This window comes from Pseudomonas sp. Au-Pse12 (assembly GCF_021341665.1).
Lineage (GTDB): Bacteria > Pseudomonadota > Gammaproteobacteria > Pseudomonadales > Pseudomonadaceae > Aquipseudomonas.
Genome location: NZ_JAJTTH010000010.1, coordinates 112,362 through 134,718, shown reverse-complemented (window position 1 = coordinate 134,718; position 22,357 = coordinate 112,362). Strand labels below are relative to the sequence as shown.

16 protein-coding genes and 2 riboswitches are annotated in these 22,357 nt (G+C 65.1%); of the genes, 8 read left to right on the top strand and 8 right to left on the bottom strand.

Annotation, left to right across the window (positions count from 1 at the left end; translation table 11 throughout):
* Nucleotides 1-355 precede the first annotated feature (355 nt).
* The 4 genes from LXM55_RS25395 to cobW form a co-directional block, all read right to left on the bottom strand.
* Nucleotides 356-1,084, bottom strand: coding sequence for a vWA domain-containing protein (locus LXM55_RS25395; protein ID WP_233322903.1), 729 nt, complete (start codon nucleotides 1,082-1,084; stop codon nucleotides 356-358).
* Nucleotides 1,009-2,016 carry an ATP-binding protein gene (locus LXM55_RS25390; protein ID WP_233322902.1) on the bottom strand — a complete coding sequence of 336 codons (1,008 nt, stop codon included), beginning with the start codon at nucleotides 2,014-2,016 and terminating at the stop codon, nucleotides 1,009-1,011. Before LXM55_RS25390 ends, LXM55_RS25395 begins: the two co-directional genes overlap by 76 nt.
* A gap of 66 nt (nucleotides 2,017-2,082) precedes the next feature.
* Nucleotides 2,083-5,856: a cobaltochelatase subunit CobN gene (cobN, locus tag LXM55_RS25385; protein ID WP_233322901.1), complete on the bottom strand. Its 3,774-nt coding sequence runs from the start codon at nucleotides 5,854-5,856 to the stop codon at nucleotides 2,083-2,085.
* 3 nt (nucleotides 5,857-5,859) lie between these two features.
* Nucleotides 5,860-6,930 carry a cobalamin biosynthesis protein CobW gene (cobW, locus tag LXM55_RS25380; protein ID WP_325169916.1) on the bottom strand — a complete coding sequence of 357 codons (1,071 nt, stop codon included), beginning with the start codon at nucleotides 6,928-6,930 and terminating at the stop codon, nucleotides 5,860-5,862.
* A gap of 98 nt (nucleotides 6,931-7,028) precedes the next feature.
* A riboswitch (cobalamin riboswitch) is annotated at nucleotides 7,029-7,240 on the bottom strand.
* Between the two features lie 95 nt (nucleotides 7,241-7,335).
* Nucleotides 7,336-7,568, top strand: a riboswitch (cobalamin riboswitch).
* Nucleotides 7,569-7,666: 98 nt separating this feature from the next.
* On the opposite strand from cobW, the gene LXM55_RS25375 reads away from it, so the two are divergent.
* The 4 genes from LXM55_RS25375 to cobM all read left to right on the top strand — a co-directional run bounded on the left by LXM55_RS25375 (nucleotide 7,667) and on the right by cobM (nucleotide 9,808).
* A complete protein-coding gene (locus LXM55_RS25375; protein WP_179600959.1) occupies nucleotides 7,667-7,855 on the top strand; it encodes a CbtB domain-containing protein in 189 nt (62 codons plus the stop codon).
* An 11-nt stretch (nucleotides 7,856-7,866) separates the two neighbouring features.
* Nucleotides 7,867-8,568 (top strand): CbtA family protein, encoded by a 702-nt coding sequence (locus LXM55_RS25370; RefSeq protein WP_233322899.1) that lies wholly within the window; start codon nucleotides 7,867-7,869, stop codon nucleotides 8,566-8,568.
* Complete coding sequence (locus tag LXM55_RS25365; RefSeq protein ID WP_233322898.1) at nucleotides 8,565-8,978, top strand: cobalamin biosynthesis protein; 414 nt, start codon at nucleotides 8,565-8,567, stop codon at nucleotides 8,976-8,978. Before LXM55_RS25370 ends, LXM55_RS25365 begins: the two co-directional genes overlap by 4 nt.
* A gap of 83 nt (nucleotides 8,979-9,061) precedes the next feature.
* Entirely contained in the window at nucleotides 9,062-9,808 is a 747-nt protein-coding gene (cobM, locus tag LXM55_RS25360) for a precorrin-4 C(11)-methyltransferase (protein WP_233322897.1), read from the top strand.
* Between the two features lie 162 nt (nucleotides 9,809-9,970).
* Here the strand turns inward: cobM and nfuA are convergent, their stop codons facing one another.
* Both nfuA and LXM55_RS25350 read right to left on the bottom strand, forming a co-directional pair.
* Nucleotides 9,971-10,555: a Fe-S biogenesis protein NfuA gene (gene nfuA / locus LXM55_RS25355; protein ID WP_233322896.1), complete on the bottom strand. Its 585-nt coding sequence runs from the start codon at nucleotides 10,553-10,555 to the stop codon at nucleotides 9,971-9,973.
* Between the two features lie 143 nt (nucleotides 10,556-10,698).
* Nucleotides 10,699-12,990 (bottom strand): fatty acid cis/trans isomerase, encoded by a 2,292-nt coding sequence (locus LXM55_RS25350; protein WP_233322895.1) that lies wholly within the window; start codon nucleotides 12,988-12,990, stop codon nucleotides 10,699-10,701.
* A 153-nt stretch (nucleotides 12,991-13,143) separates the two neighbouring features.
* Between LXM55_RS25350 and metH the strand changes: the two genes are divergently transcribed.
* On the top strand, nucleotides 13,144-16,854 hold the full coding sequence (metH, locus tag LXM55_RS25345; protein WP_233322894.1) for a methionine synthase: 3,711 nt from the start codon (nucleotides 13,144-13,146) through the stop codon (nucleotides 16,852-16,854).
* A gap of 139 nt (nucleotides 16,855-16,993) precedes the next feature.
* Nucleotides 16,994-17,215 (top strand): DUF2970 domain-containing protein, encoded by a 222-nt coding sequence (locus tag LXM55_RS25340; RefSeq protein WP_025130386.1) that lies wholly within the window; start codon nucleotides 16,994-16,996, stop codon nucleotides 17,213-17,215.
* A gap of 7 nt (nucleotides 17,216-17,222) precedes the next feature.
* On the opposite strand, the gene LXM55_RS25335 is transcribed toward LXM55_RS25340, so the two are convergent.
* On the bottom strand, nucleotides 17,223-18,308 hold the full coding sequence (locus LXM55_RS25335) for an ABC transporter substrate-binding protein (protein WP_233322893.1): 1,086 nt from the start codon (nucleotides 18,306-18,308) through the stop codon (nucleotides 17,223-17,225).
* Between the two features lie 593 nt (nucleotides 18,309-18,901).
* Here LXM55_RS25335 and LXM55_RS25330 point away from each other — a divergent pair.
* Nucleotides 18,902-20,560 carry a nitrite/sulfite reductase gene (locus LXM55_RS25330; protein WP_233322892.1) on the top strand — a complete coding sequence of 553 codons (1,659 nt, stop codon included), beginning with the start codon at nucleotides 18,902-18,904 and terminating at the stop codon, nucleotides 20,558-20,560.
* Nucleotides 20,544-21,038, top strand: coding sequence for a DUF934 domain-containing protein (locus tag LXM55_RS25325; protein ID WP_233322891.1), 495 nt, complete (start codon nucleotides 20,544-20,546; stop codon nucleotides 21,036-21,038). Before LXM55_RS25330 ends, LXM55_RS25325 begins: the two co-directional genes overlap by 17 nt.
* A gap of 118 nt (nucleotides 21,039-21,156) precedes the next feature.
* Here LXM55_RS25325 and sohB read toward each other — a convergent pair whose 3' ends face one another.
* Nucleotides 21,157-22,191, bottom strand: coding sequence for a protease SohB (sohB, locus tag LXM55_RS25320; RefSeq protein ID WP_233322890.1), 1,035 nt, complete (start codon nucleotides 22,189-22,191; stop codon nucleotides 21,157-21,159).
* Between the last annotated feature and the right edge of the window lie 166 nt (nucleotides 22,192-22,357).

Here is a 22,357-nt window from a genome sequence, read left to right as displayed (position 1 = left end):
ACCTCTAGCGCTCTCAGGTTTTTGCGGCCCTGCGGGCCGTTCGCAGCCTGCGGCAGCGGCTACAACCTCGGATTTGTGTAGCCGCTGCCAAGCCTCGGCGAGGCTGCGTAAAGGTCCGCAGGACCTTGCCTGGCGATCGACCGACGAACCTCTAGCGCTCTCAGGGTTTTTGCGACCCTGCGGGCCGTTCGCAGCCTGCGGCAGCGGCTACAACCTCGGATTGGTGTAGCCGCTGCCAAGCCTCGGCGAGGCTGCGTAAAGGTCCGCAGGACCTTGCCTGGCGATCGACCGACGAACCTCTAGCGCTCTCAGGGTTTTTGCGGCCCTGCGGGCCGTTCGCAGCCTGCGGCAGCGGCTACAGGTCGATATGTTGGTAGGCGGCGTCGAGGCCGGCGGCCAGTTCGCGGGCCCGGCCCAGGCGGATCGGGCCGCGTTCGATGTCGAGCAGCAAGGTCGGGCAGTTCAGGGGCTGCAGCGGCGGCAGGCTTTTCAGCCGGCCATCGGTGATCAGCAGCACACGCTGCTGCTCCGCCGGCAGGCGGCGCTGGCGCTGTTCCAGCCACCGGGCCGCTTCGCTCAGGGCCTGTGGCAAGGGCGTGCCGCCGCCGGCGCCGAGGCCGTCGAGCCAGTACCGCAAGTCCTTGGAGGCCTTCAGGCCCTGCACCTGCCAGTTCGGCGCGCGGCCGCTGGCGGTGAGCAAGGCCAGGCGCGCGCGCTGGCGGTAGGCGTCGTCGAACAGTTGCGCCAGCAGGCCCTTGGCGTCGCTCAGGGCACGGTGGCGACGGGTCGAGGCCGAGGCGTCGACGATCACCAGCCACAGTTCGTGGGGCGCGCGGCGGCGCAGGCGAAACAGCAGGTCTTCGCGCAACCGTGGCCGGCCCTTGAGCAAGGTGCCGGGCCAGTTGATCGCGCCGCTGCCGGCCGCGCGACTGGCGCCGTGCCGACCTTGATCCAGGTGCCCCGCCCGGGGCTTGGCATCCGCCCCCTGGTCAGTACGGGGGCGGATGCCTAGGGCTTTTTTGGCCAGCTGGGCACTTCTCGACGGGCGCCGGTGGGCAAGGCCTGGGCCGGCATTTCGCCCCATTGGCCCTGGCCTTCGCTGGGGTTGGCGTTGGCGGATGCCGGCGTCTGGGGGCTTGGCCCCGATGGCGGCGCGCTGGGCGCAGTCTCCCGGCGCCGATGGCGCAAGGCGAACTCGGCCACGGCGTCGACATCTTCCTCGGCAATCGCCGGAGCACCGCGCCAGGCGGCGTGGGCCCGGGCCGCGCGCAGCCAGACCAGGTCGGCGCGCAGGCCGTCCACCGCAGCGGCAAAGCAGCGCTCGGTGATCAGCGCCAGGGCCTGGTCGTCCAGCGGGATGCTGGCCAGGGCCGCCCGCGCCTGCTGGCAACGCTCGCGCAAAACCGCCTGGGCCGGGGCCCACTGGGCACAGAACCCCTCAGGATCGCTGTCGAAATCCAGCCGGCGGCGGATGATCTGCCCGCGTTCTTCGGGTGCCGGCTGGCCGCTCAAGGCGACGTTGAGGCCGAAGCGGTCCAGCAGTTGCGGGCGCAGTTCGCCCTCTTCCGGGTTCATGGTGCCAATCAGCACGAACTTCGCCGAATGGCGGTGAGAAATGCCGTCGCGCTCGATCAGGTTGGTGCCGCTGGCGGCCACGTCCAGCAGCAGGTCCACCAGGTGATCGGGCAGCAGGTTGACTTCATCGACGTAGAGCACCCCGCCGTCGGCCTTGGCCAGCACGCCGGGGGAAAACTGCGCCCGGCCTTCACCCAGGGCGGCGTCCAGGTCCAGGGTGCCCACCAGGCGCTCTTCGCTGGCGCCCAGGGGCAAGGTGACGAACTGCCCGCTGGCCAGAAGATCCGCCAGGCCCCGGGCCAGGGTCGACTTGGCCATGCCACGCGGGCCCTCGATCAGCACGCCGCCGATCTTCGGGTCAATGGCGGTCAGGCACAGGGCCAGTTTCAGCGCTTCGGCGCCGACCACGGCGGACAGCGGGAAATGGGGGGTGTCGCTCATGTCGGGGGCTCGCTTGGGTCGGGTCGGTGGTGTCTGGGGGAACGCTTGCTCGCGATCTGCGCCGGGTCAGGAGTCTTCTTCTATATCCAGCAACAGGTGCTCCAGGGCCTCGCGGTACTCGCCGGGCTCTTGCCACAGGCCGCGCTGCTGGGCTTCCAGCAGGCGCTCGGTCATGTCGCGCAGGGCGTGGGGATTATGCTGGCGGACGAACTCGCGGGTCGAGTCGTCCAGCAGGTAGGCATCGGCCAGCAAGGCGTACTGGTGATCGTCGATCAGCTCGGTGGTGGCGTCGAAGGCGAACAGGTTGTCCAGGGTCGCGGCCATTTCGAAGGCGCCCTTGTAGCCGTGCCGCTTGACCCCTTCGATCCACTTCGGATTGGCCGCCCGGGAACGGATCACCCGGTTCAGTTCCTCCTTGAGCGTGCGGATCTTCGGCAGGTCCGGCTGGCTGTGGTCGCCGTGATAGCTGGCGGCCTTGGCCCCGCCGAGGCTTTCCACCGCCGCCAGCATGCCGCCCTGGAACTGGTAGTAGTCGTTGGAATCCAGCAGGTCGTGCTCGCGGTTGTCCTGGTTCTGCACAACCGCCTGCACCCGGCTCAGGCGGGAGGCGAACTGCTCGCGGGCGGCGGTGCCTTCATCCTGGCCGCCATAGGCGTAGCCGCCCCAGTTCAGGTAGACCTCGGCCAGGTCTTCGCGGCTCTGCCACAGGCGACCGTCGATAGCGCCCTGGACCCCGGCGCCATAGGCCCCGGGCTTGGCGCCGAAGATCCGCCAGCCGGCCTGACGCGCCGCGGTGTCCTGGTCCAGGCCGGAGGCGATCAAGGCTGCGCGCTCGGCGCGAACCCTGGCCGCCAGCGGGTTCAGGTCATCGGGTTCGTCGAGGGCCGCCACCGCCTGCACCGCCGCGTCGAACAGGCGGATCAGGTTGGCGAAGGCGTCGCGGAAGAACCCGGACACCCGCAGGGTCACGTCGACCCGCGGCCGGTCCAGCAGGCTCAGGGGCAGGATCTCGAAATCGTCGACCCGCTGGCTGCCGGTGGCCCACACCGGGCGCACGCCCATCAGGGCCATGGCCTGGGCGATGTCGTCGCCGCCGGTGCGCATGGTCGCGGTGCCCCACACCGACAGGCCCAGGTGCAGCAGGTGATCACCGTGGTCTTGCAGGTGGCGTTCGAGGATCAGGCTGGCCGACTGGAAACCGATGCGCCAGGCAGTGGTGGTGGGCAGGTTGCGCACGTCCACCGAGTAGAAATTGCGCCCGGTGGGCAGCACATCGAGGCGCCCACGGCTGGGCGCGCCGCTGGGGCCGGCCGGAACGAAACGCCCGTTCAGGGCCTCCAGCAGGCCGCGCATTTCCGCCGGGCCGCAGGCGTCCAGGCGCGGCGCGACCACTTCACGCAGGCCCTCGATAATGCTCTGCACCGGCTCCCAGCCGGGTTCATCCAGCTGCGCCAGCGGGCCCTGGAGCGCCGCCTCGATCAACTCGGCGGCATACAGTTCCAGGCGCTCGCGCGTATCGCCGGCGGTGCGCCAGAGCCCATCGCTGATCTGCCGCAACGGCTGCGGCCGGCGCCCGGTCCAGGGTTCGGCCAGGGCACAGTCCAGCGGATCGAAGCCCAGGCCGAAGGCCTTGGCCAGGGCCCGCAACAGGCTGGCGTGGGCGCCCTTGCCATCGCCCCGGGGAATGCGCAGCAAGGCCAGCAAGGTGTCGATGCGCAGGCGGCCGTCGGGGGACTCGCCGAACACGTGCAGGCCGTCGCGGATCTGCGATTCCTTGAGGTCGCACAGGTAGGTGTCCAGCCGTGGCAGCCAGAGGGCGGCGTCGGTGTCGCTGTCGAGCGCGCCCTCCAGTTGCAGCTCGCGGTCGATATGGGTTTCGCGCACCAGTTGCAGGATGTCCCGCTGCAGCTCCCGCGCACGCCGTGGGTCCAGCAGTTGGGCTTCGTAGTATTCGTCCGCCAGCAGTTCCAGGTTGCGCAGCGGGCCGTAGGTTTCGGCGCGGGTCAGCGGCGGCATCAGGTGGTCGATGATCACCGCCTGGGTGCGGCGCTTGGCCTGGGCGCCCTCCCCCGGGTCGTTGACGATGAACGGGTAGATGTTTGGCAGCGGCCCCAGCAACGCGTCCGGCCAGCAGTTCTCCGACAGGCCGACGCCCTTGCCCGGCAGCCACTCCAGGTTGCCGTGCTTGCCGACGTGGATCAGCGCGTGGGCGCCGTAGGCCTGGCGCAGCCAGAAGTAGAACGCCAGGTAGCCGTGGGGCGGCACCAGGTCCGGGTCGTGGTACACCGCGCTGGGGTCCACCTGGTAGCCCCGGGCCGGCTGGATGCCGACGAAGGTCAGGCCAAAGCGCAGGCCGGCGATCATCATCCGCCCGTTGCGGAACATCGGGTCCTGCTGCGGGCTGCCCCAGCGCGCCAGGACGGCCTGACGGTTGGCGGGCGGCAGGGCCTGGAACATCGCCGCGTAGTCGTCCAGGGCCAGGCTTTGCTGGCACGGACGCTGGTCGAGGCTGTCCAGGTCGTTGCTGACCCCGCCCAGCAACTGCTGGATCAACTCGGTGCCGCTGGCGGGCAGCTCGGCCGGTAGCGGATAGCCTTCGGCGTGCAGGGCCATGAGGATGTTCAGCGCCGCCGCCGGAGTGTCCAGGCCGACGCCGTTGCCGATGCGCCCATCCCGGGTCGGGTAGTTGGCCAGCACCAGGGCAATGCGCTTGTGGCCGTTGTCCAGGCGCCCCAGCTCGACCCAGCGCCGCGCCAGCTCGGCGACAAAATCCATGCGTTCGGGCTGGCCGCGGTAGCACACCACGTCCGACTGGCTGCGTTCGCTGCGCCAGGCCAGGTCCTTGAAGCTGATGGGTCGGCTGATGATGCGCCCGTCCAGTTCCGGCAAGGCGATGTGCATGGCCAGGTCCCGCGGGCCCAGGCCCTGCTCGCTGTCGCGCCAGCCCGGCTCGTTGTCCTGGGCGCAAATGGCCTGGATCACCGGGATATTGCGCCGGAACGGCCGCAGGTGCGGGGCTTCCGGGCTGGACTGGGCAAAGCCGGTGGTGTTGAGGATCACCCCGGCCGCGGTTTCATCCAGCCAGTCCTCCACCTGGCTCAGGCAACCGGGCTCCTTGAGGCTGGCCACCGCTATTGGCAAGGGGTTGAGGCCCGCCGCCAGCAAACGCTGGCAGAACAGGTCGATAAAGCCGGTGTTGGCCGCCTGCAAGTGGGAGCGATAGAACAGCAGCGCCGCCACTGCTTGACCAGGCTGCCAATCGACTTGCCAGTCGCTGAGGACGGCCTGGCTCTTGTGCGGGTGGTAGATCGCCGTGCGTGGCAGGGTCTGCGGTTCGCTCCAGGGGTAGTCGCGCCCCAGCAGGCCGCTGGCCAGGCAACGGTAGAAATTCAGCGCGTTGTCCCGCCCGCCCTGGCGCAGGAACTGCCACAGGCGGTCGCGTTCGACGGCAGGCAGCGTGCTCAGGTCGCTGAGCTCCGGGTCCGGGCGGTCGTCCCCCGGCACCAGAATCAGCTGCACCCCACGTTGGGACAGCGCCACCAACTGTTCAACGCCGTAGCGCCAGTAGGCAATGCCGCCGTGCAGGGAAATCAGGATCACCTTGGCGTGGCGCAGCACCTGGTCGACATACAGGTCGACCGAGGCGTGGTTCTGCACCTGCATCGGGTTGGCCAGGCGAAAACTGGGGTAATCCTCGGGCAACTGCTCGGCGGCGTCCGCCAGCAGCGCCAGGCTGGAATCACCGCTGCACAGGATCACCAGCTCGGCGGGGGTTTGTCCAAGGTCGGCAATGTTGTCATCCGAGACGAAACCGCCGGGCTGGGTCCTGAGCAGGTGCATGGCTTACACGCTGAGCGCGGCGCGCAGTTGCGCTTCGAGCTGGGCGGCATCCAGTTCCTGGCCGATCAGCACCAGGCGCGTGGTGCGGGCTTCATCGGCGCCCCACTTGCGGTCGAAGTGCTTGTCGAAGCGGGTGCCCACACCCTGGATCAGCAGGCGCATCGGCTTGTTGGGGATCGCGGCAAAGCCCTTGACCCGCAGGATGCCGTGCTTGACCACCAGCTGGGTCAGGGCGTCCAGCAGCAGGCTTTCGTCGGCCTGGGGCAGTTCGATGGAGATGGAATCGAAGGCGTCGTGATCGTGGTCGTCGTGATCGTCATCACCGTCGTGGTGATGGTCGTGGTGGCTGTGGCGAGCGTCGATGTGTTCCTCGGAACCGGCGCCCAGGCCCAGCAGCACGTCCAGCGGCAGGCGACCGCTGCTGGCTTCGATGACTTTCACCGCCGGCGGCAGTTCCTCGGCCACTTCCAGGCGCACCTTGGCCAGGTCGGCGGGGTTGATCAGGTCGGTCTTGTTGAGGATCACCAGGTCGGCGCTGGACAGCTGGTCGGCGAACAGCTCGTGCAGCGGCGATTCGTGGTCCAGGTTGGGGTCGAGCTTGCGCTGGGCGTCCACTTGCTCGGGGAAGGCGGCGAAAGTGCCGGCGGCCACGGCCGGGCTGTCGACCACGGTGATCACCGCATCGACGGTGCAGGCGCTGCGGATTTCCGGCCACTGGAAGGCCTGGACCAGGGGCTTGGGCAGGGCCAGGCCGGAGGTTTCGATAAGGATGTGGTCCAGGTCGCCACGGCGCGCCACCAGTTCACGCATCACCGGGAAGAACTCTTCCTGCACGGTGCAGCACAGGCAGCCGTTGGCCAGTTCGTAGACCCGGCCACTGGCCTCTTCCTCGGTGCAGCCGATGGCGCATTGCTTGAGGATTTCGCCGTCGATGCCCAGCTCGCCGAACTCGTTGACGATCACCGCGATGCGCCGGCCCTGGGCGTTGTCCAGCATGTGCCGCAGCAAGGTGGTCTTACCCGAACCAAGGAAGCCGGTGACGATGGTGACGGGAAGTTTGGCCAGTGTTTTCATCGGATGCCCCTTGGCAAAGGTGGCGGGCATACGGGACGAGAGCCGCGGCGCAAGGGCGCGCGGAGATTTCGCCACCGGATCACCCCGCCCGGTTGTAGTGAGAATCTGGGATCGAGGCAGGTCTCCTGGCTGAGGGCTTGCCAGTCGTCGGACCGGCGGTTGCTGCGCCTTCCCGCCGGCGTTCTGGACGCGCAGGCAGTGGCCTTGCAGAAACGAAACCCTTCACAGTTGCGGGGGCAGCCGCGGCATCGACCGCGTTCCCTTCTTAGCTTCGACCGCCGGCCGAAGAACCTCGAACGCGCAAGGCTACGCAGAGCGCGGAGGACGGTCAATCGGCAATGCGCCGGCGGCGCCCGGCGAGCGCCCCGTTCACGACAATTGACGCCCCTGCCCCGCCCATGATTTCCTACGCGCCTTGTTACGGGTGCCCTTCACAGGGTGAAACGGGAAACCGGTGAATCACGTGCTTAACTAAAAAGCCGTGGCCAGTCCGGTGCTGCCCCCGCAACGGTAAGCGAGCGAAGTGTCAGATCCACTGTGCCCATGGCATGGGAAGGCGACACTTGCCGGCACGGTACGACATGACTCGGCCCCTGCCCCTCGCGAGCCCGGAGACCGGCCCGCAACACCTACATAACAAACCCGCGGTGGGCGGGCGCTGTTGCAAACCCTGCGTGCCGGTCACGCGGGGTTTTCCTGCGCCGCTACCCGCCGATACTCAAAAAAGGGAAGCGCCATGTCGATCATCAGCAGCACCAGCCACTCCGCCAGCAGCACCTCCACCCTGAGCCAGCGCCTGGTGGCCGCCATCGGCGCCTCGATCCTCGGCGCCTGCCTGGTGTACTTCGCCGGTTTCTCGCACATCGAAGCGGTGCACAACGCGGCCCACGATACCCGCCACAGCGCCGCCTTCCCTTGCCACTGAGACCTGCCGACATGATCAAGCGTATCGCGCAAACCGCGGGGTTCACCGGGTTGCTGGCCGCCCTGCTGCTGACCCTGCTGCAAAGCTTCTGGGTCGCCCCGCTGATTCTGCAGGCGGAAACCTATGAAAAAGCCCCGGCGACCGAAGTCCACGAGCACGCCGACGGCGCCATGGCCGGCCACAGCCACGACGCCGAGGCCTGGGAACCGGAAGACGGCTGGCAGCGCGTGCTGTCGACCACCGGCGGCAACCTGGTGGTGGCCGTGGGCTTTGCCCTGATGCTGGCCGGGCTCTATACCCTGCGCGCGCCCAACCGCACGTCCCAGGGCCTGCTCTGGGGCCTGGCCGGCTATGCGACCTTCTGCCTGGCGCCAACCCTGGGCCTGCCGCCGGAGTTGCCGGGCACCGCTGCGGCCGACCTGGCGCAACGGCAGATCTGGTGGGTCGGCACCGCCGCGTCCACCGCCGTGGGTATTGCCCTGATCGTGTTCGCCCAGCACTGGCTGTTGAAGATCCTCGGCGCGGCCATCCTCGTCGTGCCCCATGTGATCGGCGCGCCACAGCCGGACGTGCATTCGATGCTGGCCCCGGAAGAACTGGAAGCGCAGTTCAAGATCGCCTCGCAGCTGACCAACGCGGCGTTCTGGCTGGCCCTCGGGCTGATCAGCGCCTGGCTGTTCCGACGCAAGGGCGCGGGCCAGTACCCGGCATGATCGAGGTGAGCGCAGCGCCGACCCTGGTGGTCGGCCTGGGCTGCCAGAAAGGCTGCCCGGTGACCACACTGCGCGCCCTGCTCGACCAGGTCCTGGCCGCGCACCGCCTGCAAACGCGGCAGATCCAGGCCCTGGCCAGCATCGACCTCAAGCGCAACGAGCCCGGCCTGCTGCAACTGGCCGAACAGCTGCAACTGCCGCTGACCTGCTTCAGCAGCAGTCAGCTCGCCCCCTATGCCCCGCGCCTGAGCCATCGTTCGCCCATCGCCTTCGAGCACAGCGGCTGCTATGGCGTCGCCGAAAGTGCCGCCCTGGCCCTGGCCGAAAGGCTGTCCGGTGGCTCGGCCGAACTGCGGGTTCCCAGGCAAAAATGCGCCCAGGCCACCCTGGCATTGGCCGTTGCCCGGTAGAATCGCCGACAATTCCCCTCTTCGAACATGAGCGCTCTTCATCTACCGCTCAGCTCCCGCCCTTTTTTGCACAGGACACAGCCATGACTGTCTATTTCATCGGTGCCGGCCCCGGCGACCCGGAACTGATCACCGTCAAGGGCCAGCGCCTGATTCATCGTTGCCCGGTGATCATCTATGCCGGCTCGCTGGTGCCCCAGGCGGTGCTTGATGGGCATCGCGCGGAACGGGTGATCAACAGCGCCGAACTGCACTTGGAACAGATCATCGAGGCCATCAAGCACGCGCACGACCAGGGCCAGGATGTGGCCCGGGTGCATTCCGGCGACCCGAGCCTGTACGGCGCCATTGGCGAACAGATTCGCTGCCTGCGGGAACTGGGCATTCCCTTCGAGATCGTCCCCGGAGTCACCGCCACCGCCGCCTGCGCCGCACTGCTGGGGGCCGAATTGACCCTGCCGGATGTGTCCCAGAGCGTGATCCTGACCCGCTATGCGGACAAGACCTCGATGCCGGCCGGTGAAGACTTCGCCAGCCTGGCGGCCCACGGCGCCACCATGGCGATTCACCTGGGGGTCAATCACCTGGAGAAGATCGTCGCCGAACTGCTGCCTCATTACGGCGCCGACTGCCCGATTGCCGTGGTGCACCGGGCTACCTGGCCGGACCAGGACTGGGCGCTGGGCACCCTGGCGGACATTGCCGAGAAGGTTGCGGCCAAGGGTTTCCGGCGTACGGCGCTGATTCTGGTTGGCCGGGTGCTGGCCACGGATGCGTTCAGCGAGTCATCGCTGTACCGCGCTGGGCACGCGCACCTCTACCGCCCCTGAAACATCGCCCCACCCTGTCGCCAGCGAACAGGCGCTCTCACCGGCAACACCGGGTTCAAGGGCCTGTTCGCCGGCATTGGATGTTCTTTTTTTTTTGGGGGGGGAGCGGGCATAAAAAAACGGCGCTCACGGGGCGCCGTTTTTTTGTTCGCAGCGAACGCCTTAGTAGTAGGCGTTTTCTTTCTGCGTGTGGTCGGTGACATCACGTACGCCCTTGAGCTCCGGGATGCGCTCGAGCAGGGTGCGCTCGATGCCTTCCTTCAAGGTCACGTCGGCCTGGCCGCAGCCCTGGCAACCACCGCCGAACTGCAGCACGGCGATGCCGTCCTCGACCACGTCGATCAGGCTGACCTGGCCGCCGTGGCTGGCCAGCCCCGGGTTGATTTCGGTTTGCAGGTAGTAGTTGATGCGCTCGTTGATCGGGCTGTCGGCGTTGACCATCGGCACCTTGGCGTTGGGTGCCTTGATGGTCAGCTGGCCGCCCATGCGGTCGGTGGCGTAATCGACCACCGCGTCATCGAGGAAACCTTCGCTGAAGGCGTCGATGTAGGCGGTGAAGCTTTTCAGGCCCAGGGCCTTGTCTTCGGGTTTCTCTTCGCCTGGCTTGCAATAGGCGATGCAGGTCTCGGCGTACTGAGTCCCTGGCTGGGTGATGAAGATGCGGATGCCAATCCCCGGGGTGTTCTGCTTGGACAGCAGATCAGCCAGATAATCGTGGGCGGCGTCGGTAATGGTTATGGCGCTCATGGTGGTTCCTCGCAGACGTGGGCGCAGTTTACGCCAATCGAAGCCGCTGACAAAGTCCTAGTATTTTTGTCGGGATAGACTTTGGTATAGCGCGCCTCCGGGCCGCGCCAATGCGCAGTCCGGGGGGCGCTGAACGCTCTATGTCAGAGGTTTTCGTAACGGTTCATGTCCAGAACCCCAGCCTCCACCGGGTCGGTTTCCTGCAGGTAGCGGGTCTGGTCGTGGAAGTACTGCCAGAACTGCGGGTGGCTGCGACGAATGCCCCAGCGCTCGACGACCTTCTCGAAGCTGGCGGCATCCCGGGCCTCTTGCATGGCCTGGACAAACGCCGGCACCTGCTCGGCCGGGACGTTGAACATGAAGTTCGGGTAGCTGCTGAGAATGCCCGGGAAAATGGTCAGGGTGTCCAGCCCCGGCTGGTAGCGCAGTGACTCGCCCAGCATGAACGCCACGTTACTGTGGGCGCGGTTGCGCAGCATGCTGTAGAACTCGCGCTTGCCGCTCGGTGCCTGGATGCGCAGCAACGTCGCTTCCGGCAACTGCTCGATGACCTTGAGCCCCGCCGCCGGGCGCGACGCCAGGCGGCTCAGGGCCTGCTCGGCATCCTGCAGCGCCGGGTCGATGTTCGGCCGCGAACAGTAGGCGCTGTCACAACGGTTGATCGGGTCGGGCTTGGCGTTGAGGTCGCCGTAGCGGGCCTGCAACTGGTTGGCGAAGTCCTTCTTCGGGTCCTTGAGGTCAAGCTTCAGCGCGCTGCGCTTGCCATCGTCGATGGACTCGTAATCCAGCCACATCTTGAACTTGCCACTGTTCTGGTACCAATCGTCGAGGAAGTCCTCACGGGTGCCAGCGGGCATCAGGCGCAGGAAATTCTGCTCGGCGCCGTTGCGGATCAGGTCGAAGTACAGCCGGGTCTGCGCCTGGTGGGAAACGTTGCCAAACACGTCGAAATTCACCGCCAACTGATAATAGGTGCGCTCAAGCAATGGGTAGTCGAACAGCCACATCGTCTGCGGCACCTCGCCGATCAAGCCCTTGGTCACCGAGGCGCTGTCGAAGTGGCGGAAGATGCTCAGCAAGGCATTGTCGTTGCCCGCCCACAGGCTCGACCAGCTGGGCGCCGGGGCCTCGGCATAAGAATCGCGGCGCAGGGCTTCGTACTCGTTGCGCTTGTCGCGGTAGGCCAGCCACAGGCTGAGCACGCTGCCCACGTCGTCGTTCTGCCCGGGCATGGCCAGCAGCGGCGTGGCCTGGCCGCGATAGGCCGGATCGGTGATGTACAGGTCGTGTTCCGGGGCCTGGAACAGCGCCCAGAAGTTATCGCGAATCACGTCCGTGGCGATCTGCCCGCGACACACCGGGCCGCGGATAAAGGTACGCACGAAGTATTCGGCGTTATCCAGCATGAACTGGTAGCGGGCCTTGGCCGGAATCGCCTCGAAGGTCTCGAACGGGTTGGCCCGGCGCGCCGGCCCGTAGCCCGGCAAGGCGTTGACCTGCCAGTCGCCGCTGTAGAACAGGGTCTTGACCCGGGCCATCTTCGCCGCGCTCAGCGGGTAGGTGATGTGGGTCTTGTGCACGATCACCCCCTGCACCGGCCACAGGCGGTAATACACCTGGGTGCCCGGATCGTCGTTGGGGCGTCGGGTGTTGATCAGGTCGATCGGCTGGCCGCTGGGGGTACGCGAGCGCACCCACTGGAAGAAGTGCCCCGGCTCGCCGCCTTCGAAATAGATATGGGCCAGGAACCAGTGCTCGTAGAGCCAGCGCGCCACCAGGCTTTCCCGCGCGCCGGGGGCGTTGAGCAGGTTCTCCCACTGGGCCACTTGCAGGCTTTCCCGGGCACTGGGGGCCAGGCCCTGTTCGTCGATCGGCGCGCCGGAGGCCAGCCAGCGTTGCAGGGTCTGGTACTGCTGGTCGGTGAGGCCGGTGACGGCCAGGGGCATGCCTTCCTTGGGATGAGCACCGGCATAGGCGTCGAACTCCACCGGCTGCGGGCACATGTTCTCGCGGCTCAGGCCCAGCACGATCTCGCTGGGCAGCTTGGCATTGGGTTGCAAGGGGGTGCGGTGGCCGAGTTCGAGCATGCGCGCCATCAGCGCCGCCTGGCTGCCCTGGGCATCGAGCACCGAATAGAAGCCCTGGCGCTGCCAGGCCGCCTTGCCGCTGGCGTCATAGAACAGCCGCGTGGGCGCCTGGGCCTTGCTGCGCTCGCCGTCGTACACCGGGATCTTCGACGCGCCGCGGCCCGCGCCTTCGCCACTGCCGAGGTTGAGCTGACAGGCGGAGTCGTAGCAGGCATGACAGGCCACGCACTTCTCGGTGAAGATCGGCTGAATGTCGCGGGTATAGGAAATCGCCGGCGCCGGACCTTGGGCCATGCACACTGAACTGAGAAGCAGCAGCGCGCTGCTGACGATAAAACGAAACGGCATGTCCCTGGTCCCGAAATAAAAAACGCCGCAATTCTATCGGTCTCGCCCCACGACCAACATGAGCGATATTCATGCAAAACCCGCACATGCCGCAAAACCATGCAGGTTTGCTATGATCGCCGCCCTTCGTTATGGCCCTACCAGGTAGTTCTCATGTCTGATCGCAGTGCTCGCCTCCACGCTCTCCAGCAAGCCCTCAAAGAGCGCATTCTGATTCTCGATGGCGGCATGGGCACCATGATCCAGAGCTACAAGCTCGAAGAGCAGGACTACCGTGGCAAGCGCTTCGCCGACTGGCCCAGCGACGTCAAGGGCAACAACGACCTGCTGGTGATCACCCGTCCGGACGTGATCGGTGGCATTGAAAAAGCCTACCTGGATTCCGGCGCCGACATCCTGGAAACCAACACCTTCAACGCCACGCGCATTTCCATGGCCGACTACGGCATGGAAGAACTCGCCTACGAATTAAACGTAGAAGGCGCCCGACTGGCCCGCAAGGTGGCCGACGCCAAGACCCTGGAGAACCCGGACAAGCCACGTTTCGTCGCAGGCGTGCTGGGCCCGACCAGCCGCACCTGCTCGCTGTCGCCGGACGTCAACAACCCTGGCTACCGCAACGTCACCTTCGATGAACTGGTGGAGAACTACACCGAGTCCACCAAGGGCCTGATCGAAGGCGGCGCCGACCTGATCCTGATCGAGACCATCTTCGACACCCTCAACGCCAAGGCAGCGATCTTCGCCGTGCAGGGCGTGTTCGAGGAACTGGGCCTCGAACTGCCGATCATGATCTCCGGGACCATCACCGATGCGTCCGGCCGCACCCTGTCGGGCCAGACCACCGAAGCCTTCTGGAACTCCGTGGCCCACGCCAAGCCGATTTCGGTGGGCCTGAACTGCGCCCTGGGCGCCAGCGAATTGCGCCCGTACCTGGAAGAGCTGTCGAACAAGGCCAGCACCCACGTCTCGGCGCACCCCAACGCCGGCCTGCCCAACGAATTCGGCGAATACGACGAACTGCCGGAACAAACCGCCAAGGTCATCGAAGAGTTCGCCCAGAGCGGTTTCCTCAATATCGTCGGTGGCTGCTGCGGCACCACCCCGGGGCACATTGCCGCCATCGCCAAGGCCGTGGCCGGCTATGCCCCGCGGCAGATCCCGGACATCCCCAAGGCCTGCCGCCTGTCGGGCCTGGAGCCCTTCACCATCGATCGCAACTCGCTGTTCGTGAACGTCGGTGAACGCACCAACATCACCGGCTCGGCCAAGTTCGCCCGGCTGATCCGCGAGGACAACTACACCGAAGCCCTGGAAGTCGCCCTGCAGCAGGTGGAAGCCGGCGCCCAGGTGATCGACATCAACATGGACGAAGGGATGCTGGATTCGAAGAAGGCCATGATCACCTTCCTCAATCTGATCGCCGGCGAGCCGGACATCTCCCGCGTACCGATCATGATCGACTCCTCGAAGTGGGAAGTGATCGAAGCCGGCCTCAAGTGCATCCAGGGCAAGGGCATCGTCAACTCCATCAGCATGAAGGAAGGGGTCGAGCAGTTCATTCACCACGCCAAGCTGTGCAAACGCTACGGCGCCGCCGTGGTGGTGATGGCCTTCGACGAGGTCGGCCAGGCCGACACCGAGGCGCGCAAGAAGGAAATCTGCAAGCGCTCCTACGACATCCTGGTCAATGAAGTGGGCTTCCCGCCGGAAGACATCATCTTCGACCCGAACATCTTCGCCGTGGCCACCGGCATCGAGGAACACAACAACTACGCGGTGGATTTCATCAACGCCTGCGCCTACATCCGCGACGAGCTGCCCTACGCCTTGAGCTCCGGCGGCGTGTCCAACGTGTCGTTCTCGTTCCGTGGCAACAACCCGGTGCGCGAGGCGATCCACTCGGTGTTCCTGCTGTATGCGATCCGCAACGGCCTGACCATGGGCATCGTCAACGCCGGCCAGCTGGAGATCTACGACCAGATCCCGCAGCAACTGCGTGACGCCGTGGAAGACGTGGTGCTCAACCGCACCGCCAATGGCACCGACGCCCTGCTGGCGATCGCCGACCAGTTCAAGGGCGACGGCAGCGTCAAGGAAGCGGAAACCGAGGAATGGCGCAGCTGGGACGTCAACAAGCGTCTGGAACACGCCCTGGTCAAGGGCATCACCACCCACATCGTCGAAGACACCGAAGAGTCGCGCCTGAGCTTCAGCCGCCCGATCGAAGTCATCGAAGGCCCGCTGATGTCCGGCATGAACGTGGTCGGCGACCTGTTCGGCGCCGGCAAGATGTTCCTGCCCCAGGTGGTGAAATCCGCCCGGGTGATGAAACAGGCGGTGGCCCACCTGATTCCGTTCATCGAGCTGGAAAAGGGCGACAAGCCGGAAGCCAAGGGCAAGATCCTCATGGCCACGGTCAAGGGCGACGTGCACGACATCGGCAAGAACATCGTCGGCGTGGTCCTGGGCTGTAACGGCTACGACATCGTCGACCTCGGGGTGATGGTGCCGGCGGAGAAGATCCTCCAGGTGGCCAAGGAACAGAAGTGCGACATCATCGGCCTGTCCGGGCTGATCACCCCGTCCCTGGACGAGATGGTCCACGTCGCCCGCGAGATGCAGCGCCAGGATTTCCACCTGCCGCTGATGATCGGTGGCGCCACCACCTCCAAGGCCCACACCGCGGTGAAGATCGAGCCCAAGTACAGCAACGACGCGGTGATCTACGTCACCGACGCCTCGCGCGCCGTGGGCGTGGCCACCCAGTTGCTGTCCAAGGAACTCAAGGCCGGCTTCGTCCAGAAGACCCGCGAGGAATACGTGGAAGTGCGTGAGCGCACCGCCAACCGCAGCGCCCGCACCGAGCGCCTGAGCTACGCCGCGGCCATCGCCAAGAAGCCGCAGTTCGACTGGGCCGGCTACCAGCCGGTCAAGCCGACCTTCACCGGCGCCCGGGTGCTGGACAACATCGACCTCAAGGTACTGGCCGAATACATCGACTGGACGCCGTTCTTCATCTCCTGGGACCTGGCCGGCAAGTTCCCGCGCATCCTTGAAGACGAGGTGGTCGGCGAGGCCGCCACCGCGCTGTACAAGGACGCCCGGGAGATGCTCGACAAGCTGATCAACGAGAAGCTGATCAGTGCTCGCGCGGTGTTCGGCTTCTGGCCAGCCAACCAGGTGCAGGACGACGACCTGGAAGTCTACGGCGATGACGGCCAGCCACTGGCCCGCCTGCACCACCTGCGCCAGCAGATCATCAAGACCGACGGCAAGCCGAACTTCTCCCTGGCCGACTTCGTCGCGCCCAAGGACAGTGGCATCACCGACTACGTGGGCGGCTTCATCACCACCGCAGGGATCGGCGCCGAGGAAGTGGCCAAGGCCTACCAGGACGCCGGCGACGACTACAACTCGATCATGGTCAAGGCCCTGGCCGACCGCCTGGCCGAGGCCTGCGCCGAGTGGCTGCACCAGCAGGTGCGCAAGGACTACTGGGGCTATGCCCAGGATGAGCAGCTGGACAACGAGGCGCTGATCAAGGAGCAGTACAGCGGTATCCGCCCTGCCCCGGGCTACCCGGCCTGCCCGGACCACACCGAGAAAAGCACCCTGTTCGCCCTGCTCGACCCCGAGGCCAGCGAAGGCCGCGCCGGCCGCAGCGGCGTGTTCCTCACCGAGCACTTCGCCATGTTCCCCGCGGCAGCGGTCAGCGGCTGGTACTTCGCCCACCCGCAGGCGCAGTACTTCGCCGTGGGCAAGGTCGACAAGGATCAGGTGCAGAGCTACACCGAGCGCAAAGGCCAGGACCTGGCCGTGAGCGAACGCTGGCTGGCACCGAACCTGGGCTACGACAACTGATCAGGCGCGGTAGGGGCCGGCTTGCCGGCGAAGGCGCTCCCCCGGGGCTTCTTCGCTGGCAAGCCAGCGCCTACACCCATCCGCCATCGCCGCCCGCATTGTCTATGCTCTGTTGACACCCCACCGTGTCGAGGGATTTATGGACGATCCAAGCAAGGACAATCAGCCTCCGACCTTCCTGCAGATGCTGCAAAGCGTGCTGGCCGCGGCCTTTGGCGTACAAAGCGGGAAGAACCGCGCCCGCGACTTCAGCCACGGCAAGCCCAGCCACTTCATCGTGCTGGGCATTCTCTTCACCACCCTGTTCGTACTGGTGCTGCTGGGCATCGCCAAGCTGGCGATGCACCTGGCTGGCGTCTGAAGCGGCGTCAGTGCAGCAACAGTTGCAAACCGAAGGGATAGCGGTAGCTGTCTGGCTTGCCCTGGGCGGACAGCCCGCGAAAATCGACACGGGCCCCGACCTGATCGCCAAAGCGCAAGAGCTGCTGGGCCTGGGCGCGGGTCAATGACTGGAACAGCGACAATTGCCAGTCAGGCCCTCCCAGGCGCCGGGCATCCAGCCCCAGCGCATCGTCATGCAGGGCCACCAGGGCCCAGCCGCCGATAGTGAAGTGCCCAGCCATCAGCACCGACAACTTGCCGTCAATCAAGGCCTGCAAGGCCTCGGGCGAGCTGTTGACCGCGCTGAACAGCAGATCCGCTCCCGGCTTGCGGCCCTGTTCCCGGGCGGCGCGCATGGCCCCCAGGGCCATTTCGTCGTTGGCCGACCAGATCAGTTGCGTCTGCGGATAACGCTGCAGCAGTTGACCCGCCTGTTCGTACGCCCGCTGCCGGTTCCATTCGCCGTACACCATTTGCCGCAGACGCACCTGAGGGTGCTCCGCCAGGGCTCGACGCAGTCCTTGCTCGCGCAACTGCGCCGCCGGCGTGACTTTCACCCCGGAGAACGCCAGCAAGTCGATGGTCTGCCCTTCAGGCAATGGGCCGTGCTTGCGCAGCAGCTCGTTGAGCATCCGATAGCCGGCCTCTTCGTCGTTGCCCATCATGCTGCCGATCCAATCGGAGTAGCTGCTGCGACTTTGGCTGATCAAGGCCTGCTGATCTTCAGTCAGCGGGCTGTTGACGATAAACAGCTTGACCCCGGCGCCCTGAGACATGCGCAGGATCTGCGGCGCGACATACTGCTCGTTAACCAATATCAGGTAATCGGGCTTTTGCGCCCGCTGAAACAGCTCCCGGGCCTGATCGAGAGAGTTCTGGGGGTTGCGCTCGCCATAGAGAATCTGCAGGTCCATGCCCAGGTCCCGTGCGGCGGCCTGCATGAACTGCGAATAACTGACCCAGAAGGTTTCCGTCGAGTTACCAGGGTTGAGAAACACCACCGACGTTGCATGAGCGACGGCCCAGAACGGCAGACTCAGGCATAGCGCCCATTTGCACAGAACCTTGAACATTACGAAAAGAGCCCCAGAAATTTCCCAGGCAGTATAACTGGCAAAGCACTGGCCAACGGCGGCAAATTGTCATGATTGTCCGACAATTAGGGCTCCTGGATTGGGCTCGACTACTTGTGACTGACCCAAAATACGGCCGTACCCACGACCAGTATGATCAGAAAGAGAATGGCCCAAGCATCAACGCTACTGTCGCTTTTCCTTGTTTTGGTTGGATGGCTCATAGCATCGCCTCTAGTAGGTTTTGTCGGTGACTGCTCAAAGACACGACCACAGTTAAGACCAGGATTGCCCCTACCACAAACAGGGTTACTCTCTCGCCCCTACCGTTAGTCGTTTTGGTTCTGTGCATATACTCAAACATCACTTTTGCGCATAACCGCAAACTGGTATCGTTCGGCGGCTCCGTTGGGAGTGCGCGGCCGTGCGCGCAGATTTGCTTACATGGGTGGCGTTGAGCGTGAACGCAGGCAAGACCGGTGAAACCGCTGAAAACCCGGCGGACAGCCGTCCAAGCAGCGCACCGAAACCGTTAACCGCTGTATTTGCCAAGTGCGCTTGAGCGCCGCCTGTAGCCTGAGAACTGGACCTATATGTACGTATACGACGAGTACGATCAGCGGATCATCGAGGACCGCGTCAAGCAGTTCCGTGATCAGACCCGACGCTATCTGGCAGGCGAGCTGAGCGAAGAAGAATTCCGCCCCCTGCGCCTGCAGAATGGCCTTTATATCCAACGTTTTGCCCCGATGCTGCGGGTTGCCGTGCCTTACGGCCAACTGACCTCGCGCCAAGCGCGGATGATGGCCAAGATCGCCCGCGACTACGACAAGGGCTACGCGCACATCAGCACCCGGCAGAACGTGCAGTTCAACTGGCCGGCCCTGGAAGACGTGCCGGACATCCTCGCCGAGCTGGCCACCGTGCAGATGCACGCCATCCAGACCAGCGGCAACTGCCTGCGCAACGTCACCACCGACCAGTTCGCCGGTGTCGCTGCCGACGAGCTGATCGACCCGCGTCCCTGGTGCGAGATCGTCCGTCAATGGACCACCTTCCACCCTGAATTCGCCTACCTGCCGCGCAAGTTCAAGATCGCCATCAACGGCTCGACTTCCGACCGCGCGGCCATCGAAGTCCACGACATTGGCCTGGAGCCTGTGTACAACGCCGCTGGCGAGCTGGGCTTCCGAGTCCTGGTGGGTGGTGGCCTGGGCCGCACCCCGGTGGTCGGCGCCTTCATCAACGAGTTCCTGCCATGGCAGGACCTGCTGAGCTACCTCGATGCCATCCTGCGGGTCTACAACCGCTATGGCCGGCGTGACAACAAGTACAAGGCGCGGATCAAGATCCTGGTCAAGGCCCTGACCCCTGAAGTGTTCGCCGAGAAAGTCGAGGCCGAGATGGTCCACCTGCGGGGCGGCCAGACCACCCTGACCGATGCCGAAGTGCATCGCGTGGCCAAGCACTTCGTCGACCCGGACTACCAGGCCCTGAGCAACCAGGACGCCGAACTGGCGGCCCTGGACAAGGAGCACCCGGGCTTTGCCCGCTGGCGCGCGCGCAACACCCTGGCGCACAAAAAGCCGGGCTACGTTGCCGTGACCCTGTCGCTCAAACCTACCGGCGTAGCACCGGGGGATGTCACCGACAAGCAGTTCGACGCCATCGCCGATCTGGCTGACCGCTACAGCTTCGGCCAGTTGCGCACCTCCCATGAACAGAACGTGATTCTCGCCGACGTCGAGCAGAGCCAACTGTTCACCCTGTGGGGCGAGCTGCGTGAAAACGGTTTCGCCACGCCGAACATCGGCCTGCTGACCGACATCATCTGCTGCCCGGGCGGCGACTTCTGCTCCCTGGCCAATGCCAAGTCGATCCCGATTGCCGAATCCATCCAGCGCCGTTTCGACGACCTGGACTACCTGTTCGACATCGGCGAGCTGGACCTGAACATCTCCGGCTGCATGAACGCCTGCGGTCACCACCACGTCGGCCACATCGGCATCCTCGGGGTGGACAAGAAAGGCGAGGAGTTCTACCAGGTGTCCCTGGGTGGCAGCGCCAGCCGCGACGCCAGCCTGGGCAAGATCCTCGGCCCGTCCTTCGCCCAGGACGACATGCCCGACGTGATCTCGAAGCTGATCGACGTGTACGTGGAACAACGTACCGAAGACGAACGCTTCATCGACACCTATCAACGTATTGGCATCGACCTCTTCAAGGAGCGCGTCTATGCAGCGAATCATTAAGAACAACGAGGTCATCGACGAAACCTGGCACTTGCTGCCCAAGGACGCGACCCTCGACGGCATCTCCAACTGCGACGACCTGATCGTGCCGCTGGCCTTGTGGCGCGATCATGCTCACGCCCTCAAGGCCCGCGATGGCGGCCTGGGCGTGTGGCTGGATGCCGACGAAGAAGCCGAGGAAATCGGTGACGACGTTGGCCATTTCCAGGTGATCGCCCTGAACTTCCCGGCCTTCACCGATGGCCGCAACTACTCCAACGCCCGCCTGCTGCGTGACCGTTATGGCTACAAAGGCGAATTGCGAGCGATTGGCGACGTACTGCGCGACCAGCTGTTCTACCTGCACCGCTGCGGCTTCGACGCCTACGCGTTGCGGGCCGACAAGGACCCCTACGAAGCCCTGGAAAGCCTCAAGGACTTCTCGGTGACCTACCAGGCCGCCACCGACGAACCGCTGCCGCTGTTCCGTCGCCGCTAAGCCCTGGCGTCAACAAAAAGCCCTGAACCGGTTTCCCGCTTCAGGGCTTTTTTGTATCCGCCTCTCCCATCGACCGCTGGAGCCGGCGCCTGGGACACCGGATCCTGAAGCCTGTGGCCTACCAGAACCGCTGCTGGGTCAGGCGGCTCCACCAGGTCAGCAGCACGCGGTCGATGGAGCCGCTGGCTGCCAGGCCAACGCGCTCCTGCAGGCTCTTGCGCTCGGCATAGTGCAGGTGGAACACCTCGGCATTCTTGGCTTTTTCCGCCAGGTACTCATCACTGGTCTGCAACTCGTCCACCAGCCGTTTTTCCTGCGCGGCCACGCCCAGCCAGACTTCACCGGTGGCCACTTCATCTATGGCCAGTTGCGGGCGATAGCGGGAGACGAAGTTCTTGAACAGTTGATGGGTCACGTCCAGGTCTTCCTGGAACTTCTCCCGGCCCTTCTCGGTGTTCTCGCCAAACACCGTCAGGGTGCGCTTGTACTCACCAGCGGTGAGCACCTCAAAATCGATGTCGTGCTTCTTCAGCAGGCGGTTGACGTTGGGCAGCTGGGCCACCACGCCGATGGAGCCGAGGATGGCGAACGGCGCGCTGATAATCTTCTCGCCGATGCACGCCATCATGTAGCCGCCACTGGCCGCCACTTTGTCGATGCACACCGTCAGCGGCACTCCGGCCTGACGGATACGCGCCAGCTGCGAGGACGCCAGCCCGTAGCTGTGGACCATGCCACCACCGCTTTCCAGGCGCAGCACCACTTCATCCTTGGGTGTGGCCAGGCTCAGCAAGGCGGTGATCTCGTGGCGCAGGCCTTCGGTAGCCGAAGCCTTGATATCGCCATCGAAATCCAGTACGAAGACCCGCTGCTTGGCGTCGGCCGGCTGTTTTTTCTGCTTCTTCTGGCTCTTTTCAGTCTTGCTCTTGGCCTTGCGCAGGGCCTTGAGCTGATCCTTGTCCAGCAGGCTCTGCTCCAGGCGCTCGCGCAGGTCCTTGTAGAAATCATTCAGCTTGCTGACCTGCAACTGCCCCACACCCTTGCGCCGGCCCTTGCTGCGCAGTGCAGCGGCGCTGATCAGCACCACCAGAATGGCAACCACCAAGGTCACGGTCTTGGCCAGGAAACTGGCGTATTCAGCGAAAAACTCCACAGGGACTCCTCAAACATGAACCGCTGCCAACCAGCAGCGCAATGGGCTAAAGCATACCGGCGTGACCGGTCGGCCACCAGTCGCGAAACCTCGTGTAACCAAGCTCCAACAATCATTTCAAACAAGCGTATGTTTTTTCATTGACAGCTCATCGGCATCCTCATAA